Below are 13,600 nucleotides of genomic sequence, written 5' to 3' on the forward strand. Positions count from 1 at the left end.
CTCACCTGCGACGGGCCGTTCGGTTGTGGGGTGCGGGTGTGGGCCGCCAGGTCAGACGGCGGCCTTCTTCAGTCGACGCCGCTCCCGCTCGGACAGGCCGCCCCAGATGCCGAAGCGCTCGTCGTTGGCAAGGGCGTACTCGAGGCACTCGGAGCGGACTTCACAGGCGAGGCAGACCTTCTTGGCCTCACGGGTGGAGCCGCCCTTCTCGGGGAAGAAGGACTCGGGGTCGGTCTGGGCGCACAGCGCGCGCTCCTGCCAGCCGAGTTCCTCGTCCGCGTCGTCGACCAGCAGTTGCTGCACCAGCTCGGTCATGTGCGCCCCTCGTCTGTCTTTCGCGTCCCCGTGATGTAGCCGTTACCGGTCCCGGCTGAACGACACGAGTGAAATTACAAGTGTGCTGCTCCGGGCGAGTCAAGCCGAGATCTGCTATTGGGTCCCTTATTCACTCTGCGGAACCAAGGCCATGCAGAAAGTGTTCAAATCGGCATAAACCTTGACATGCAGACGAGGCCCGGAAGGGCCTCCGCCCCCATGCAGAGCCTGTATGGGGAAGGACGCCCGGAGATCCGATCTCGTTCCATGCGCACCTCGGAGCGAACCGGATCACGTTCGGATCACGGGATCGCAACGAGGTTTACGCGCCCGGTTGTGCGCCATGTGTCCCGGGTGGCGGGTGCACAAACCTTTCGCCTGGGACATGAACCGGATGAGGTGAACCATGTCCCACATACCGGGCGTCGGGTTGACAGTGAAGGTGTGAGCCGCTGTCCTTGTGGGCATGCTCGCGAACTCGGCACTCGCCTCGACCCGCACCGCCGGGTCCCTCGGTGCTGCCCGTGCTCGCTGTAGCTGTTGTTGCTGTTCCAGCTGTTGAGCCCACCCTGCTCCAGCTGTAGGTCCGGTCCTCCGTGACCGGGCTCCCGTTCCCTCTGACCTTCTTTCACTGAGGAACCACCGCCCCCATGAACAGCGACAACGACCTCCAGATCGCCGGCGACCTCCTTGAGGTCGAGCACCTGCTGCAGCCGCCGCGCGAGCACCCGGCCACCGTGGCCGAGTTCGTCGGGCTGGCGCGCTCCGTCGCCGCCGACCGCGCGCAGTGGGAGCACCTCGTCGAGTACGACGCCACGACGCGCTGGTACCACCGGCTGCGCACGGGGCCGGGCTACGAGGTGTGGCTGCTGTCCTGGGTGCCCGGTCAGGGCAGCGGGCTGCACGACCACGGCCGCTCCTCCGGGGTGCTGACCGTCCTGGAGGGCACGCTGACCGAACGGACCGAGCGGGGCACACGCGCGCTCGGCGCGGGTGCGCAGCGGGTGTTCGCGCCGGGATACGTGCACGAGGTGGGCAATGACGCGCTGGAGCCGGCGGTCAGCCTGCACATCTACTACCCGGGCCTGACCGAGATGCCGATGCACACGTCCCCGCACTGCGAGGCGCGCACCGAGCCGCGTCCGGTGACTGCCTGACGCGTTGTCGTACCCGCCTGCAAGACTTGGCCCATGCGCATTGTGGTTCTGGCAGGCGGCATCGGTGGTGCCCGGTTCCTGCGCGGTCTGAAGCAGGCCGTGCCGGACGCGGACATCACCGTCATCGGCAACACCGGGGACGACATTCACCTCTTCGGGCTGAAGGTCTGCCCGGACCTCGACACGGTGATGTACACGCTCGGTGACGGCATCAACGAGGAGCAGGGCTGGGGACGGGCGGACGAGACCTTCCACCTCAAGGAGGAGCTCGCGGCGTACGGCGTGGGGCCGGAGTGGTTCGGGCTCGGCGACCGGGACTTCGCCACGCACATCGTGCGGACGCAGATGATCGGCGCGGGATATCCGCTGAGCGCGGTGACCCAGGCGCTGTGCGACCGGTGGAAGCCGGGCGTGCGGCTCATCCCCATGACCGACGACCGGGTCGAGACGCATGTGGCCGTCGAGGTCGACGGTGAGCGCAGGGCGGTGCACTTCCAGGAGTACTGGGTGCGGCTGCGGGCCTCGGTGCCGGCCGAGGCGGTCGTGCCCGTCGGGGCCGAGCAGTCCAAGCCGGCGCCCGGTGTCCTGGAGTCGATCGCGGAGGCGGACGTGGTGCTGTTCCCGCCCTCGAACCCGGTCGTGTCCATCGGCACGATCCTCGCGGTGCCCGGTGTCCGTGAGGCGATCGCCGAGGCCGGGGTGCCGGTCGTCGGCCTCTCCCCCATCGTCGGGGACGCGCCCGTGCGCGGGATGGCCGACAAGGTGCTGGCGGCGGTCGGCGTGGAGTCGACGGCCGCGGCGGTCGCCGAGCACTACGGCTCGGGGCTGCTCGACGGCTGGCTCGTCGACACCGTGGACGCGCACGTGGTGGAGCGGGTCGAGTCCGCCGGGATCCGGTGCCGGGCCGTGCCGCTGATGATGAGCGACATCGAGGCGACCGCCCGGATGGCACGCGAGGCGCTGGCACTGGCGGAGGAGGTGCGGGCGCCGTGAGCGGCGGGAATTCCGGGGATGCCGGGGGTGCCGGGGCCCTGGCGGGCGGCGAGGTGTCCGGTTACCGGGTCTGGGCCGTGCCCGGGCTGCCCGAGGTCGCGCCGGGTGACGATGTCGCCAAGCTGATCGCCGCCGCCGAGCCCGGGCTGGTCGACGGGGACGTCCTGCTCGTCACCTCGAAGATCGTGTCCAAGGCGGAGGGGCGGATCGTCGAGGCGGACGACCGGGAGGCCGCCATCGACGCCGAGACCGTGCGGGTGGTGGCGCGGCGCGGTGCGTTGCGGATCGTCGAGAACCGCCAGGGGCACGTGATGGCCGCGGCCGGGGTCGATGCCTCCAACACCCCTTCGGGCACGGTGCTGTTGCTGCCCGAGGACCCGGACGCGTCCGCCCGTGCGATCCGGGACGGCGTGCGGGACGCTCTCGGCGTCGACGTCGGCGTCGTCGTCACCGACACCTTCGGGCGACCGTGGCGCGCGGGTCTCACGGATGTCGCCATCGGCGCCGCCGGTGTGCGCGTACTGGACGATCTGCGCGGGGGCACGGACGCGTACGGCAATCCGCTCAGCGCGACGGTCGTGGCGACGGCGGACGAGTTGGCCGCGGCCGGAGATCTGGTCAAGGGCAAGGCCGCCGGGCTGCCCGTCGCCGTGGTGCGCGGGCTGGGGCACGTGGTGGCCGAGGACGACGGGGAGGGGGCGCGGGCCATGGTGCGTGGCGGACGTGACGACATGTTCCGGCTGGGGACGTCCGAGGCGATCCGTACGGCGGTGACCCAGCGCCGTACGGTGCGGGCCTTCACCGAGGAACCGGTCGACCCCGGTGCCGTACGGCGGGCGGTCGCCGCGGCCGTGACCGCTCCGGCGCCGCATCACACGACGCCGTGGCGGTTCGTGCTGCTGGAGTCGGAGGCTGCGCGGACCGGGTTGCTGGATGCCATGCGCGACGCCTGGATCGCCGATCTGCGGCGGGACGGGAAGAGCGAGGAGTCCATCGCCAAGCGGGTCCGGCGCGGCGACGTGCTGCGGAACGCGCCGTATCTGGTGGTGCCGTGTCTCGTCATGGACGGGTCGCACACGTACGGGGACGCGCGGCGGGACGGGGCCGAGCGGGAGATGTTCGTGGTCGCCGCGGGCGCCGGCGTGCAGAACTTCCTGGTCGCGCTGGCCGGGGAACGGCTGGGGTCCGCGTGGGTGTCCTCGACCATGTTCTGCCGGGATGTGGTGCGGGAGTCGCTGGGGCTGCCGGAGGACTGGGATCCGATGGGAGCGGTGGCGGTCGGGCATCCGGCCCAGGAGCCCCGGCCCAGGCCGGAGCGGGATGCGGAGGCGTTCTTCGAGGTTCGGTGATGGTTGGTCGGGGCCGGCCGGGCGCCTGCGGTTCGGCCCTGCGGCTTTTGGGGGCCTCGTGCGCGAGTGCGGGCTGGTGGAGGGTGTCGCGTCCATGCGGCGGGGCCGCGTGCCGATACGGCCCCGCGTCCCTGAAGGGGCACTGTCGGCCCCCGGCGATCGTATGTACCGCCTAGTCTCTTAGGGCATCCCCGATACCTCCCAGGAACTCAGCCGTGGCAGGACGCTTCGCACCCGGGTCTCCCCGGTCTCCCCGGCCCACTCGTACGACCGTGCGCGGTGGGCATGTTGGTGTGCCCGCCGGTGTGCCGCGGCAGGCGACTGCCCCGGGGCGGGTGCGGACCGTGGTGCCGGACGGGCCGCTCGACCTCGGGCTCGTGCTGGGGCCGCTGCGGCGCGGGCCGGGGGATCCGACGTTTCGCGCGATGCCCGACGGCTCCGTGTGGCGGGCCAGCCTCACGCCTGCCGGGCCCGGCACGCTCCGGGTTTCGGTGCGCGGCAGTGAGGTGTGCGGGGAGGCGTGGGGGCCGGGAGCCGAGTGGCTGCTGGAGAAGCTGCCGGAGCTGCTCGGCGCCGCGGACGATCCGGACGCGTTCGCGCCGCGGCACCGGCTGGTGGCGCTCGCCCGGCATCGGCGGCCGGGACTACGGCTGACGCGGACCGGTCTGGTGCTGGAGTCGCTGATCCCGTCGGTCCTGGAGCAGAAGGTCACCACCGACGAGGCGTACCGGGCCTGGCGGCTGCTGGTGCGCAAGTTCGGGGAGCCGGCGCCGGGGCCGGCGGCGGGCGGGCGGCTGTGGGTGATGCCGGGGCCGCGGACCTGGGCGCTGATTCCGTCCTGGGAGTGGCACCGGGCCGGGGTCGACAACAAGCGGGCGTCGACCATCCTGCGGGCCGTGCGGGTCGCCGCGCGGCTGGAGGAGGCGGTCGGGATGGAACCGGCGGCCGCGCGGACACGGCTGGAGGTCGTGCCCGGGATCGGTCCGTGGACGTCGGCGGAGACCGTGCAGCGCAGCCATGGGGCGCCGGATGCCGTGACCGTCGGGGATCTGCATCTGCCGCGCATCGTGGGCTGGGCGCTCGCCGGGGACCGGGACGCGGACGACGCCGTGATGCTGGAGCTGCTGGAGCCCTATGCGGGGCAGCGCCACAGGGCGGCCCGGTTGATCCTGCTCAGCGGCAGGACGCCGCCGAGGCGGGCGCCGAAGATGCCGAAGACCGACATCGGGCTGCTCTGACCGCTCCCTCCCGGACGACGGGGGCGACGGCGGCGCCGGGCTGACGCAGGGCTAACCCGCGTCCAACGGCCGTTCGAAGAAGGTCTCCAGGACCACCGTCGCCTGCGTTCCGCTGACCCCCTCGATCGCGTACAGGCGCCGCAGCACGTCCTGGAGTTGTCCGGTGGTCGCGGTGCGCACCTTGACCAGGACGGCCGCGCTGCCCGCGATGACGTGCGCCTCCTGGATCTCCGGTACGGCGGCGAAGGCCTCGCCCCGCTCGCCCATCCACGCGTTCGAGTCGACCAGTACGAACGCGAGGACGCCGCGGTCGAGAGCGGCCGGGTCGACATCGACCGTCGTGGCCCGGATGACCCCCTGTTCGCGCAGCTTGCGCACGCGCTCGTGCGCCGCGCCCGCCGACAGGCCGACCTCCTTGCCCAGCAGGGCGTAGGACCGGGTGGCGTCCCGCTGGAGCAGCGCGATCAGCCGGCGGTCGATGTCATCCACTCGCTTCATGTGAAAACCATATCTGATTCAGCAGAGCGCGTGTTACGTTGAATTCTGTCCTGATCAACATCTCCGAGGGGTAACCATGTCCGGCCACATCGTCGACGACCTGTACGAGATCCTGGACGACCGCTTCCGCACCGGTACGAACGGCGACAGCCGGCTGGAGGTGCTGTACGACGGCTGCCGGTGGGCGGAGGGTCCGCTGTACCTGCCGGCCTGGCGGCAGCTGGTGTGGAGCGACATTCCGAACGACCGGCTGCTGCGCTGGGACGAGGCCGGCGGCGGGGTCTCGGTGTTCCGCAGCCCGGCGGGTCACGTCAACGGCAACACCCTCGACCGGCAGGGCAGGCTGGTCAGCTGCGAGCAGGGCAACCGCCGGGTCACCCGCACCGAACCCGACGGCACGGTCACGGTCCTCGCCGACCGCTACGCCGGCAAGCGCCTCAACAGCCCGAACGACTCCGTCGTACGCTCCGACGGCACGATCTGGTTCTCCGACCCGGACTTCGGCATCACCAGCGACTACGAGGGCCACCGCGCGGAGTCCGAGATCGGCGCGTGCCACGTGTACCGGATCGATCCGGCGAGCGGGGAGGTACACCTCGCCGCCGACGGGTTCGAGGGCCCCAACGGCGTCATCCTCTCCCCCGACGAGCAGCGGCTGTACGTCTCCGACTCGCGGGCCGCCCGGATCCGCGTCTTCGACGTCGGCGACGACGGCACGCTCTCGGACGGAAGGGTCTTCGCCGAGGCCGGGAAGGGCGTCCACTACGACAACATCCGCTTCGACGACGGGGGGCGCCTGTGGGCCGCCGCCCTGGAGGACGGAGTGCACTGCTACGACCCCGACGGCACGCTCATCGGCCGGCTCCGGGTGCCGGAGACCGTCTCCAACATCACCTTCGGCGGTCCGAAGAACAACCGCCTGTTCATCACCGCCACCACCTCGCTGTACTCGCTGATGATGTCGGTGACGGGGGCACCGCGCGTCTGAGACCCGCGCCCGGCACCCCCGTGTGCGTCGCTCCTGGTGGCCGCTGGTGGGTACTGGTGGCTGCTGGTGGCTACTGGTCGGAGGAGAACCGCACCGAGCCCGCCGGGATCCGTGCGTCGCACCACACCCGCACGCCGTCCCGCAGTTCGTTGTCGGCGCCGATGACGGCGCCGTCGCCGATGACCGTGCCGGTCAGGACGGAGCGTTCGCCCACGCGCGCGCGGGTACCGATGAGGGAGTCGGTGATGACGGCGCCGGGTTCGATGACGGCGCCCGGCAGGATCGTGGAGCCGAAGACCCTGGCGCCCTCCGCCACGAACGCGCCCTCGCCCACCACCGTGCCGCCCGTGAGCTTGGCGTCGGGGGCGACCCTCGCCGTCGGCAGGATCAGGCGGTCGCCGCAGCGGCCGGGGACCGCGGGGGACGGAGCACGCCCCAGGACGAGGTCGGCGGAGCCGCGGACGAAGGCCGCCGGCGTACCCAGGTCCAGCCAGTACGTCGAGTCGACCATGCCCTGCAGATGGGCTCCGGCGGCGAGCAGCCCCGGGAACGTCTCCCGCTCGACCGAGACGGGGCGGCCCGCCGGGATCGTGTCGATGACCGAGCGGCGGAAGACGTACGCCCCCGCGTTGATCTGGTCGGTGACGATCTCCTCGGGGGCCTGCGGCTTCTCCAGGAAGGCGAGGACGCGGCCCGTCTCGTCCGTGGGGACCAGTCCGTATGCGCGCGGGTCGGTGACCTTGGTGAGGTGGAGGGAGACGTCGGCGCCCGTCTCCTCGTGGGTGTCGACCAGTGCCCTGATGTTCAGGCCCGTCAGGATGTCGCCGTTGAAGATCAGAACCGGGTCGTCCGGGCCGGAGTGCAGCCGGGACGCGACGTTGCGGATGGCGCCGCCCGTGCCGAGGGGCTCCTCCTCCGTCACGTACTCGAGGTGGAGGCCGAGCGACGAGCCGTCCCCGAAGTGGGGCTCGAAGACCTCGGCCAGGTAGGACGTGGCCAGGACGATGTGGTCCACGCCCGCCGCTCTCGCTCTCGCCAGTTGGTGCGTGAGGAACGGGACGCCTGCCGCCCGGACCATGGGCTTCGGTGTGTGGACCGTGAGCGGGCGCAGCCGGGTTCCCTTGCCGCCGACCAGGAGGATCGCTTCTGTCACCTGTCGTCTCTGCTTCCTGCCGGGACCGGCCGAACTGTCTTTCGGCCGGCCAGTGTATGCAGAACGTTGTGTGGCGCCTTCGACGGCCGTGCGGTGTTCCGTGGTTCCACCCGTGCAGGCCCCTTGGCGTGAATGCGTCCCCGACCCGGCTCCCCCCGGGGCCTAACGGCCCTGGTAGCGCGCCGCGGTGGAGCGGGCCGTGCCGAGCTTGCGGTAGAGCTGCGTGCCCGGGCAGTCCGTGGCGAAGCCGTCGCGGTGACCGGAGATCACATTCAGTCGTACGTTCTTTCCCTTTCGGTAGAGATTGCCACCACCCGACTTCAGATATGTCTTTCCGCGCGGATTGGCCCCGTAGAGACCGAGTTTCCAGGCTGTGAGCCGGGCGATGGCCTTCAGCGCGGCCGCGGGCGGCTTGCTCGCGCCGAAGCTGCCGAGGACGGCGATCCCCATGCTGTTGGTGTTGAAACCGAGGGTGTGAGCGCCCATGACCGCCTTGGCCACTCCCCCGGCGCGCCCCTCGTAGACGGTCCCGCACTTGTCGACGAGGAAGTTGTAGCCGATGTCGCGCCAGCCCATGCTCTTGACGTGGTAGCGGTAGATACCGCGGATGACGGAGGCCGCCTGCGAGCAGCGGTATTTGTTGCCGGACGCCGTGTGGTGCACGAACGCCGCCTTGACCTTCTTCGTGTAGACGAACCCCTTCTCGCGCAGCTTCTCGTTCGCGCCCCAGCCACGGCGGGTGACGATGCGGGGACGGGCACCGATGTAGGGCTTCGCGCGCTGACTTTCCGTCAGTTCGCTGCCGCGCAGGGCCCGCAGCTCCCGCACGGTCGAGGCCTGGCTCAGCTCGGGGATCTCGGTGGCGCCGAGCGGGGCGACATCGGCGTTGGCGGCGGAGACCGCGAGGGCCTCGGTGGACTCGGCGGCGAGGGCGCCCGCGCGCGGGGCTTCGGCCGGCATGCCGTGCGATGCGAGGGCCGGCGCGTCGTCCGCCCCGGTCTCCTCGCCGGGGTCCACGAGTTCCAGACGCAGGCCCGAGGGAAGGGCGGAGGCAGCCGTGACGGCTCGGGCGCCCCGGGCGGTCTCCTCGTCACGAGGGGCACCCTCGGCGCGGACCCGGACCTCCACGCCGTCCGAGTCGCCCACCCACAGCGGCGCGGTGGAGCCTCGGACGCGGCCCGAGGTGCGCTCGGCGGTGCCGGGGTCGGCCGCGTCGTCGTTGTGCGTCTCCAGGCTCTGCCAGGCGGACCAGGTGCCGTCGCCGGCCGCGCGGGTGCGGACCTGGACGTCACCGCGCAGTTCGGTGTCCGGGTTGTCCCAGATGACGCCGACCATCGAGAAGTGCCGTACGCCTTGGCGGGTCAGGCCCTGCTCCGCGGCCGCGCCGGGGATCGAGCGGGTGCTGGAGCCGAGGGGGGCGAGGGGCAGCGACCGGGTGCTGCCGGCGAGGTCGGGCTGGACGGCCGCCGGCGCGGATCGTGCCGCGCCGGCCACGGGTCTCGCCGTCGCCGCGGTCGCGGGCGGCGTCAACTGCAGGGCGAGGGCGGCCGCGCAGGCGACGCCGATCGAGGAGGCGATCGAAGAAGCAAGGAATCCACGCATGACATCGATTTGGACATAGTCATACATATATGTCCATCCGGTATCTGACGGACCGTCGGCTTCCGTTCCTCCGAACCGGTGGCCCCACCACGCCGTGCGCGACCGGCCGCCCGCGTACCCTTGCGCGGGTGAACGCCACCGACCGTACCCCCGCCGACCTGCTGCGTTCCGCGCTCGCCGCGGACCCCGGACGCCCCCTGGTGACCTTCTACGACGATGCCACGGGCGAGCGCATAGAACTGTCCGTGGCCACCTTCGCCAATTGGGTGGCCAAGACCGCCAACCTCCTTCAGGGCGACCTCGCCGCGGGGCCCGGCGACCGGGTCGCGCTGCTGCTGCCCGCGCACTGGCAGACCGCCGTGTGGCTGCTGGCGTGCTCCTCGGTGGGCGCGCTCGCGGACGTCGCCGGGGATCCGGCCGCGGCCGACGTGGTGGTGAGCGGGCCGGACGCGCTGGACGCGGCGCGGGCGTGCCGGGGTGAGCGGGTGGCCCTTGCGCTGCGGCCGCTGGGCGGCCGGTTTCCGCAGACGCCGGAGGGCTTCGCCGACTACGCCGTCGAAGTGCCGGGGCAGGGGGACCGGTTCGCGCCGTTCGCGCCCGTGGACCCCGAGGAGCCGGCACTGATCGTGGCGGGACGGGAGTCCACCGGCGCCGAGGTGGTCGAGCGGGCCCTGGACGAGGCCGCGTCGCTCGGACTGACGGGACCGGGGTCCCGGATTCTTTCCGGGCTGTCGTACGACACCTGGGAAGGGCTGAATGCCGGGTTGTACGGCCCGCTCGCGGTGGGGGGGTCCGTGGTGCTGTGCCGGAACGCGGACCGGCTGGACGAGGCGGCACTCGCCAAGCGCATCGAGAGTGAACGGGTGAGTGTGGTGCGCCGCTGAGAGGGGCGCGTCCGCGTCCGGCGGCCGCGGGCTGTTGGCTGTGGCTCGTCGCGCCCGCGCGGCCGAGCCGCACACCGGATGCACACCGGACACAGCCCGGCGCCTGACAGGGCGTTGCGGTTGCCCTCACCCGTTCGGATCAGCAATGGCCGCCCTCACCGGCACCTCCGGGTCATGGTCGTAGGAACAGCACGTTCGTACGCCATGAGGGGTGGAGCGGCACGTGAGAGGGCTGAGTCGGCGGCGGCGGTGGGTGCGGTACGGGGGGCTTGCCGTCGCCGTGCTGGTCGTCGGGGCGGCCGGGGGCGGGCTGGTGCTGTACATGAAGCTGGACGGCAACATCAGGCCCGACGAGGCAGCCGCCAGGGAACTCGCCCGCTACGAGAAGGAACGGCCCACGTCACTGGCCAAGGGCGCCCAGAACATCCTGCTGATCGGGTCGGACTCGCGCTCCGGAAACGGCAACGCCCAGTACGGGCGGGACTCTGGTACCGAGCGCTCCGACACGACGATCCTGCTGCACCTCGGCGCGGGGCGGCGCACCGCCACCGCTATGTCGCTGCCGCGTGACCTGATGGTGGACGTGCCCTCCTGCCTGCGCACCGACGGGACCCGCTCACAGCCGACCTTCGCGATGTTCAACTACGCGTTCCAGGTGGGTGGTTCGGCCTGCACCATCCGGACCGTCGAGAAGCTCACGGACATCCGCGTCGACCACCACGTCGTCATCGACTTCCACGGTTTCAAGGAGATGGTCGACGCGGTCGACGGCGTCCAGGTCTGCCTGAAGGAGCCGATCGACGACAAGGCCGCCAAGCTGAAGCTGCCCGCGGGGCGGGTCACGCTCGACGGCGAGCAGGCCCTCGGCTATGTCCGAGCCCGCAAGTCCCTGGGCAACGGCAGCGACACCGACCGGATGGACCGCCAGCAGAGGTTTCTCGGGGCGCTCGTCAACAAGGTGCGGAGCAACGACGTACTGCTGAATCCCGTGAAGCTCTATCCCGTGCTGGACGCCGCCACGTCGTCCCTCACCACCGATCCGGATCTGGCGAGTCTGCGCGGCCTGTACGACCTTGTGCGCGGGCTGCGCCACATCCCCACGAAACAGGTGCAGTTCCTCACGGTTCCGCGGGAGTCGTACGTCTACAACGCCAATCGCGACCAGCTCGTGGAACCCGAGGCGGAGAAACTGTTCGAACGCCTGCGCAGGGATGCGCCCTTGAAGGTCACGAAGGACGTTCCACGGGATTCCGACTCGAAGAGTCGCAATCCGGGTTCGCGCGGGGTTTCGTACGGGCAGTCGTACGACTACGGCGAGTACGGCTACGGCAACGGAAAGTCCGGAGAGAAACGACCCGATGAGCCCGTGTCGTCCGTTTCACCCGCACCGACGTTTCGCGGGAACACGGCCGCCGAGGACGGCTGCGGGTAAAGCGAACATCAAGGCGACGAACAGACGCGTCAAGAAAGTCCAAGGAAATGGGCGTATTGCCCAGTTGTAGGGCGTGGACTTTGTCACTGACGTCGCTTGACGCTGAACTGGGCGGATAGTGTGAGCGATCCGGTGCATCAGGCCGCGAGGTCCTTCCTGCGGGTCGTGCACCTGTGACCGTGACCCGAGCGCCTTTGAGGGGAAAGGCGCCGCGTGGCCCAAACGGAGGATTGAGACAACCGTGGACGCGCAAAGCCGTGGGCGGGCGGACAACGTCGACCCCGCAGACCAGTGGGTGCTCAATCCGGACACCGGCGAATACGAACTGCGACTGACTCCTTCCGCTCCGCAATCGACGGTTCCAGGGCCTCGCAGATCCGCCCCTCGTGGCGCGGGCGGCGCGGCGCGCAACCGTGGAGCGAAACCGCAGGCTCCGGGCCGCGAGGTACCGCCGCAACGCCGGCGCCGCGCGACGCCCGAGGAGCCACTGCCGGGGCGGCGCGGGCGCCGGCCGGTGCAGAAGAAGTCGAAGGCCAAGAAGGCCCTGATGTGGACCGGCGGTTCGATGGCCTTGGTGCTGGTCGCCGTCGGCACGGCCGGGTACCTCTACCTCAGGCACCTTGAGGGCAACGTCTCCACCACGGACATCGGCACTGCGGGCAAGAGCGGCTTCAGCAAGGACGAGGCCTTCAACATCCTGATCATCGGCACCGACAAGCGCACCGGTAAGGGCAACGAGGGCTACGGCGACTCGGGCAGCGTCGGTCACGCCGACACGAACATCCTGCTGCACGTCTCGAAGGACCGTACGAACGCGACCGCGCTGAGCATTCCGCGGGACCTGATCGTGGATGTCCCGGACTGTGAGACGAAGCAGTCCGACGGCAGCGAGAAGGTGATCGCGGGCACGGAGGACGTCCGCTTCAACACCAGTCTGGGCCAGGACGGCCGGGACCCCGGTTGCACCATGCGCACGGTGAAGGCGGTCACCGGCATCGAGCCCGACCACTTCATGATGGTCGACTTCAACGCGGTGAAGACGCTGACGACCGCGGTCGACGGCGTGCCGGTGTGTCTGGCCCACGCGGTGAGCGACAAGGAGTCGCACCTGAAACTGCCCGCCGGCCCGTCCAAGGTGGAGGGCGAGCAGGCACTGGCGTTCGTCCGCACCCGTCACAGCTGGGGCAACGCCGGTGACCTGGACCGCATCAAGGTGCAGCAGCAGTTCATGGCCTCGCTGATGCGGAAGATGTCCTCCAGCGACACGCTGACCAGCCCGACCAAGCTGTACAAGCTGGCCGAGGCCGCCACCAAGGCGCTGACGGTGGACACCGGCATCGGCAAGGTCAGCACGCTGAAGGACATCGCCCTGGAGATGAAGAAGGTCCCGACGAAGAACATCAGCTTCATGACGGTGCCGGTGCGGGACAACCCGGCGGACGGCGTCGTCCACAAGACCGTGATCGTCGACCCGGGCGCGGCGCCCAAGGTCTTCGACGCGATCAAGAACGACGTCTCCTTCACCGAGGTGAAGAAGGAGGAGAAGGCGGCCAAGGACGCCCAGGCCGCGCGTCTCAAGGGCAGCAGGTCCGCCGCCTCCGACGTGCGGGTGCGCATCTTCAACGCCGGCGCCACGGACGGCGGTGCGCAGGACACCCTGGTGTGGCTGCAGAACAGCGTGGGCGTGCTGAAGTCGAGGAACGCGGGCAACGCTCAGGTGGAGCTGGCCAAGACCACCCTGGAGTACGCGCCCGCCCAGGCGTCCCAGGCCCGGGAACTGGCCGCCCTCATGGGTCTTCCCGGATCCGCCCTCAAGCCGGGCAAGAGCGTGACCAACTCCCAGGGACTGCCCGAGATGACCCTGACCCTGGGCAAGGACTTCCATCAGGCCGGCGAGCCGCTCAACGCCTCGACGAAGGCGCCGCCCGTCGACAAGTCCACGGCGGACAAGGTCAAGTGCGCGAGCTGAACGAAAATGTGCACCAATTGAA

At 70.6% G+C, this 13,600-nt stretch carries 12 protein-coding genes; 8 read left to right on the plus strand and 4 right to left on the minus strand.

Annotated elements, in window-relative coordinates; all coding sequences use genetic code 11:
- Positions 1–51: 51 nt before the first annotated feature.
- Complete coding sequence (locus OOK07_RS16780) at positions 52–315, minus strand: WhiB family transcriptional regulator (RefSeq protein ID WP_003975777.1); 264 nt, start codon at positions 313–315, stop codon at positions 52–54.
- Positions 316–965: 650 nt separating this feature from the next.
- On the opposite strand from OOK07_RS16780, the gene OOK07_RS16785 reads away from it, so the two are divergent.
- The 4 genes from OOK07_RS16785 to OOK07_RS16800 all read left to right on the plus strand — a co-directional run bounded on the left by OOK07_RS16785 (position 966) and on the right by OOK07_RS16800 (position 5,052).
- On the plus strand, positions 966–1,472 hold the full coding sequence (locus OOK07_RS16785) for a cysteine dioxygenase (protein WP_266681032.1): 507 nt from the start codon (positions 966–968) through the stop codon (positions 1,470–1,472).
- Between the two features lie 33 nt (positions 1,473–1,505).
- The gene (cofD, locus tag OOK07_RS16790; protein WP_266681034.1) at positions 1,506–2,465 is read left to right on the plus strand and encodes a 2-phospho-L-lactate transferase; all 960 of its coding nucleotides are present in this window, start codon (positions 1,506–1,508) and stop codon (positions 2,463–2,465) included.
- Positions 2,462–3,814, plus strand: a complete 1,353-nt coding sequence (locus OOK07_RS16795) for a coenzyme F420-0:L-glutamate ligase (RefSeq protein WP_406311835.1) — start codon at positions 2,462–2,464, stop codon at positions 3,812–3,814. Before cofD ends, OOK07_RS16795 begins: the two co-directional genes overlap by 4 nt.
- Before the next feature lie 215 nt (positions 3,815–4,029).
- Positions 4,030–5,052, plus strand: coding sequence for a DNA-3-methyladenine glycosylase family protein (locus OOK07_RS16800; RefSeq protein WP_266797213.1), 1,023 nt, complete (start codon positions 4,030–4,032; stop codon positions 5,050–5,052).
- 51 nt (positions 5,053–5,103) lie between these two features.
- On the opposite strand, the gene OOK07_RS16805 is transcribed toward OOK07_RS16800, so the two are convergent.
- A complete protein-coding gene (locus OOK07_RS16805) occupies positions 5,104–5,541 on the minus strand; it encodes an Lrp/AsnC family transcriptional regulator (RefSeq protein WP_266683556.1) in 438 nt (145 codons plus the stop codon).
- Positions 5,542–5,626: 85 nt separating this feature from the next.
- Between OOK07_RS16805 and OOK07_RS16810 the strand changes: the two genes are divergently transcribed.
- Positions 5,627–6,538, plus strand: coding sequence for an SMP-30/gluconolactonase/LRE family protein (locus tag OOK07_RS16810; RefSeq protein WP_266797214.1), 912 nt, complete (start codon positions 5,627–5,629; stop codon positions 6,536–6,538).
- Between the two features lie 70 nt (positions 6,539–6,608).
- Here the strand turns inward: OOK07_RS16810 and manB are convergent, their stop codons facing one another.
- Both manB and OOK07_RS16820 read right to left on the minus strand, forming a co-directional pair.
- Complete coding sequence (manB, locus tag OOK07_RS16815; protein ID WP_266681040.1) at positions 6,609–7,691, minus strand: mannose-1-phosphate guanylyltransferase; 1,083 nt, start codon at positions 7,689–7,691, stop codon at positions 6,609–6,611.
- Positions 7,692–7,853: 162 nt separating this feature from the next.
- Positions 7,854–9,293, minus strand: a complete 1,440-nt coding sequence (locus tag OOK07_RS16820; protein ID WP_266797215.1) for a peptidoglycan recognition protein family protein — start codon at positions 9,291–9,293, stop codon at positions 7,854–7,856.
- A gap of 128 nt (positions 9,294–9,421) precedes the next feature.
- On the opposite strand from OOK07_RS16820, the gene OOK07_RS16825 reads away from it, so the two are divergent.
- The 3 genes from OOK07_RS16825 to OOK07_RS16835 all read left to right on the plus strand — a co-directional run bounded on the left by OOK07_RS16825 (position 9,422) and on the right by OOK07_RS16835 (position 13,578).
- Positions 9,422–10,177: a TIGR03089 family protein gene (locus OOK07_RS16825; RefSeq protein ID WP_266797216.1), complete on the plus strand. Its 756-nt coding sequence runs from the start codon at positions 9,422–9,424 to the stop codon at positions 10,175–10,177.
- Between the two features lie 223 nt (positions 10,178–10,400).
- Entirely contained in the window at positions 10,401–11,609 is a 1,209-nt protein-coding gene (locus tag OOK07_RS16830) for an LCP family protein (RefSeq protein WP_406311839.1), read from the plus strand.
- A 241-nt stretch (positions 11,610–11,850) separates the two neighbouring features.
- On the plus strand, positions 11,851–13,578 hold the full coding sequence (locus tag OOK07_RS16835; RefSeq protein ID WP_266797218.1) for an LCP family protein: 1,728 nt from the start codon (positions 11,851–11,853) through the stop codon (positions 13,576–13,578).
- The last annotated feature ends 22 nt before the right edge of the window (positions 13,579–13,600 follow it).

Origin of the sequence: Streptomyces sp. NBC_00078 (assembly GCF_026343335.1) — a bacterium.
Taxonomy (GTDB): domain Bacteria; phylum Actinomycetota; class Actinomycetes; order Streptomycetales; family Streptomycetaceae; genus Streptomyces.

What these genes read in the sequence shown, in the direction of transcription:
- OOK07_RS16820 (WP_266797215.1), bottom strand. Translation starts at nt 9,293, where the DNA reads ATGCGTGGATTCCTTGCTTCTTCGATCGCCTCCTCGATCGGCGTCGCC.
- OOK07_RS16780 (WP_003975777.1), bottom strand. Translation starts at nt 315, where the DNA reads ATGACCGAGCTGGTGCAGCAACTGCTGGTCGACGACGCGGACGAGGAA.
- OOK07_RS16810 (WP_266797214.1), top strand. Translation starts at nt 5,627, where the DNA reads ATGTCCGGCCACATCGTCGACGACCTGTACGAGATCCTGGACGACCGC.
- cofD (WP_266681034.1), top strand. Translation starts at nt 1,506, where the DNA reads ATGCGCATTGTGGTTCTGGCAGGCGGCATCGGTGGTGCCCGGTTCCTG.
- OOK07_RS16785 (WP_266681032.1), top strand. Translation starts at nt 966, where the DNA reads ATGAACAGCGACAACGACCTCCAGATCGCCGGCGACCTCCTTGAGGTC.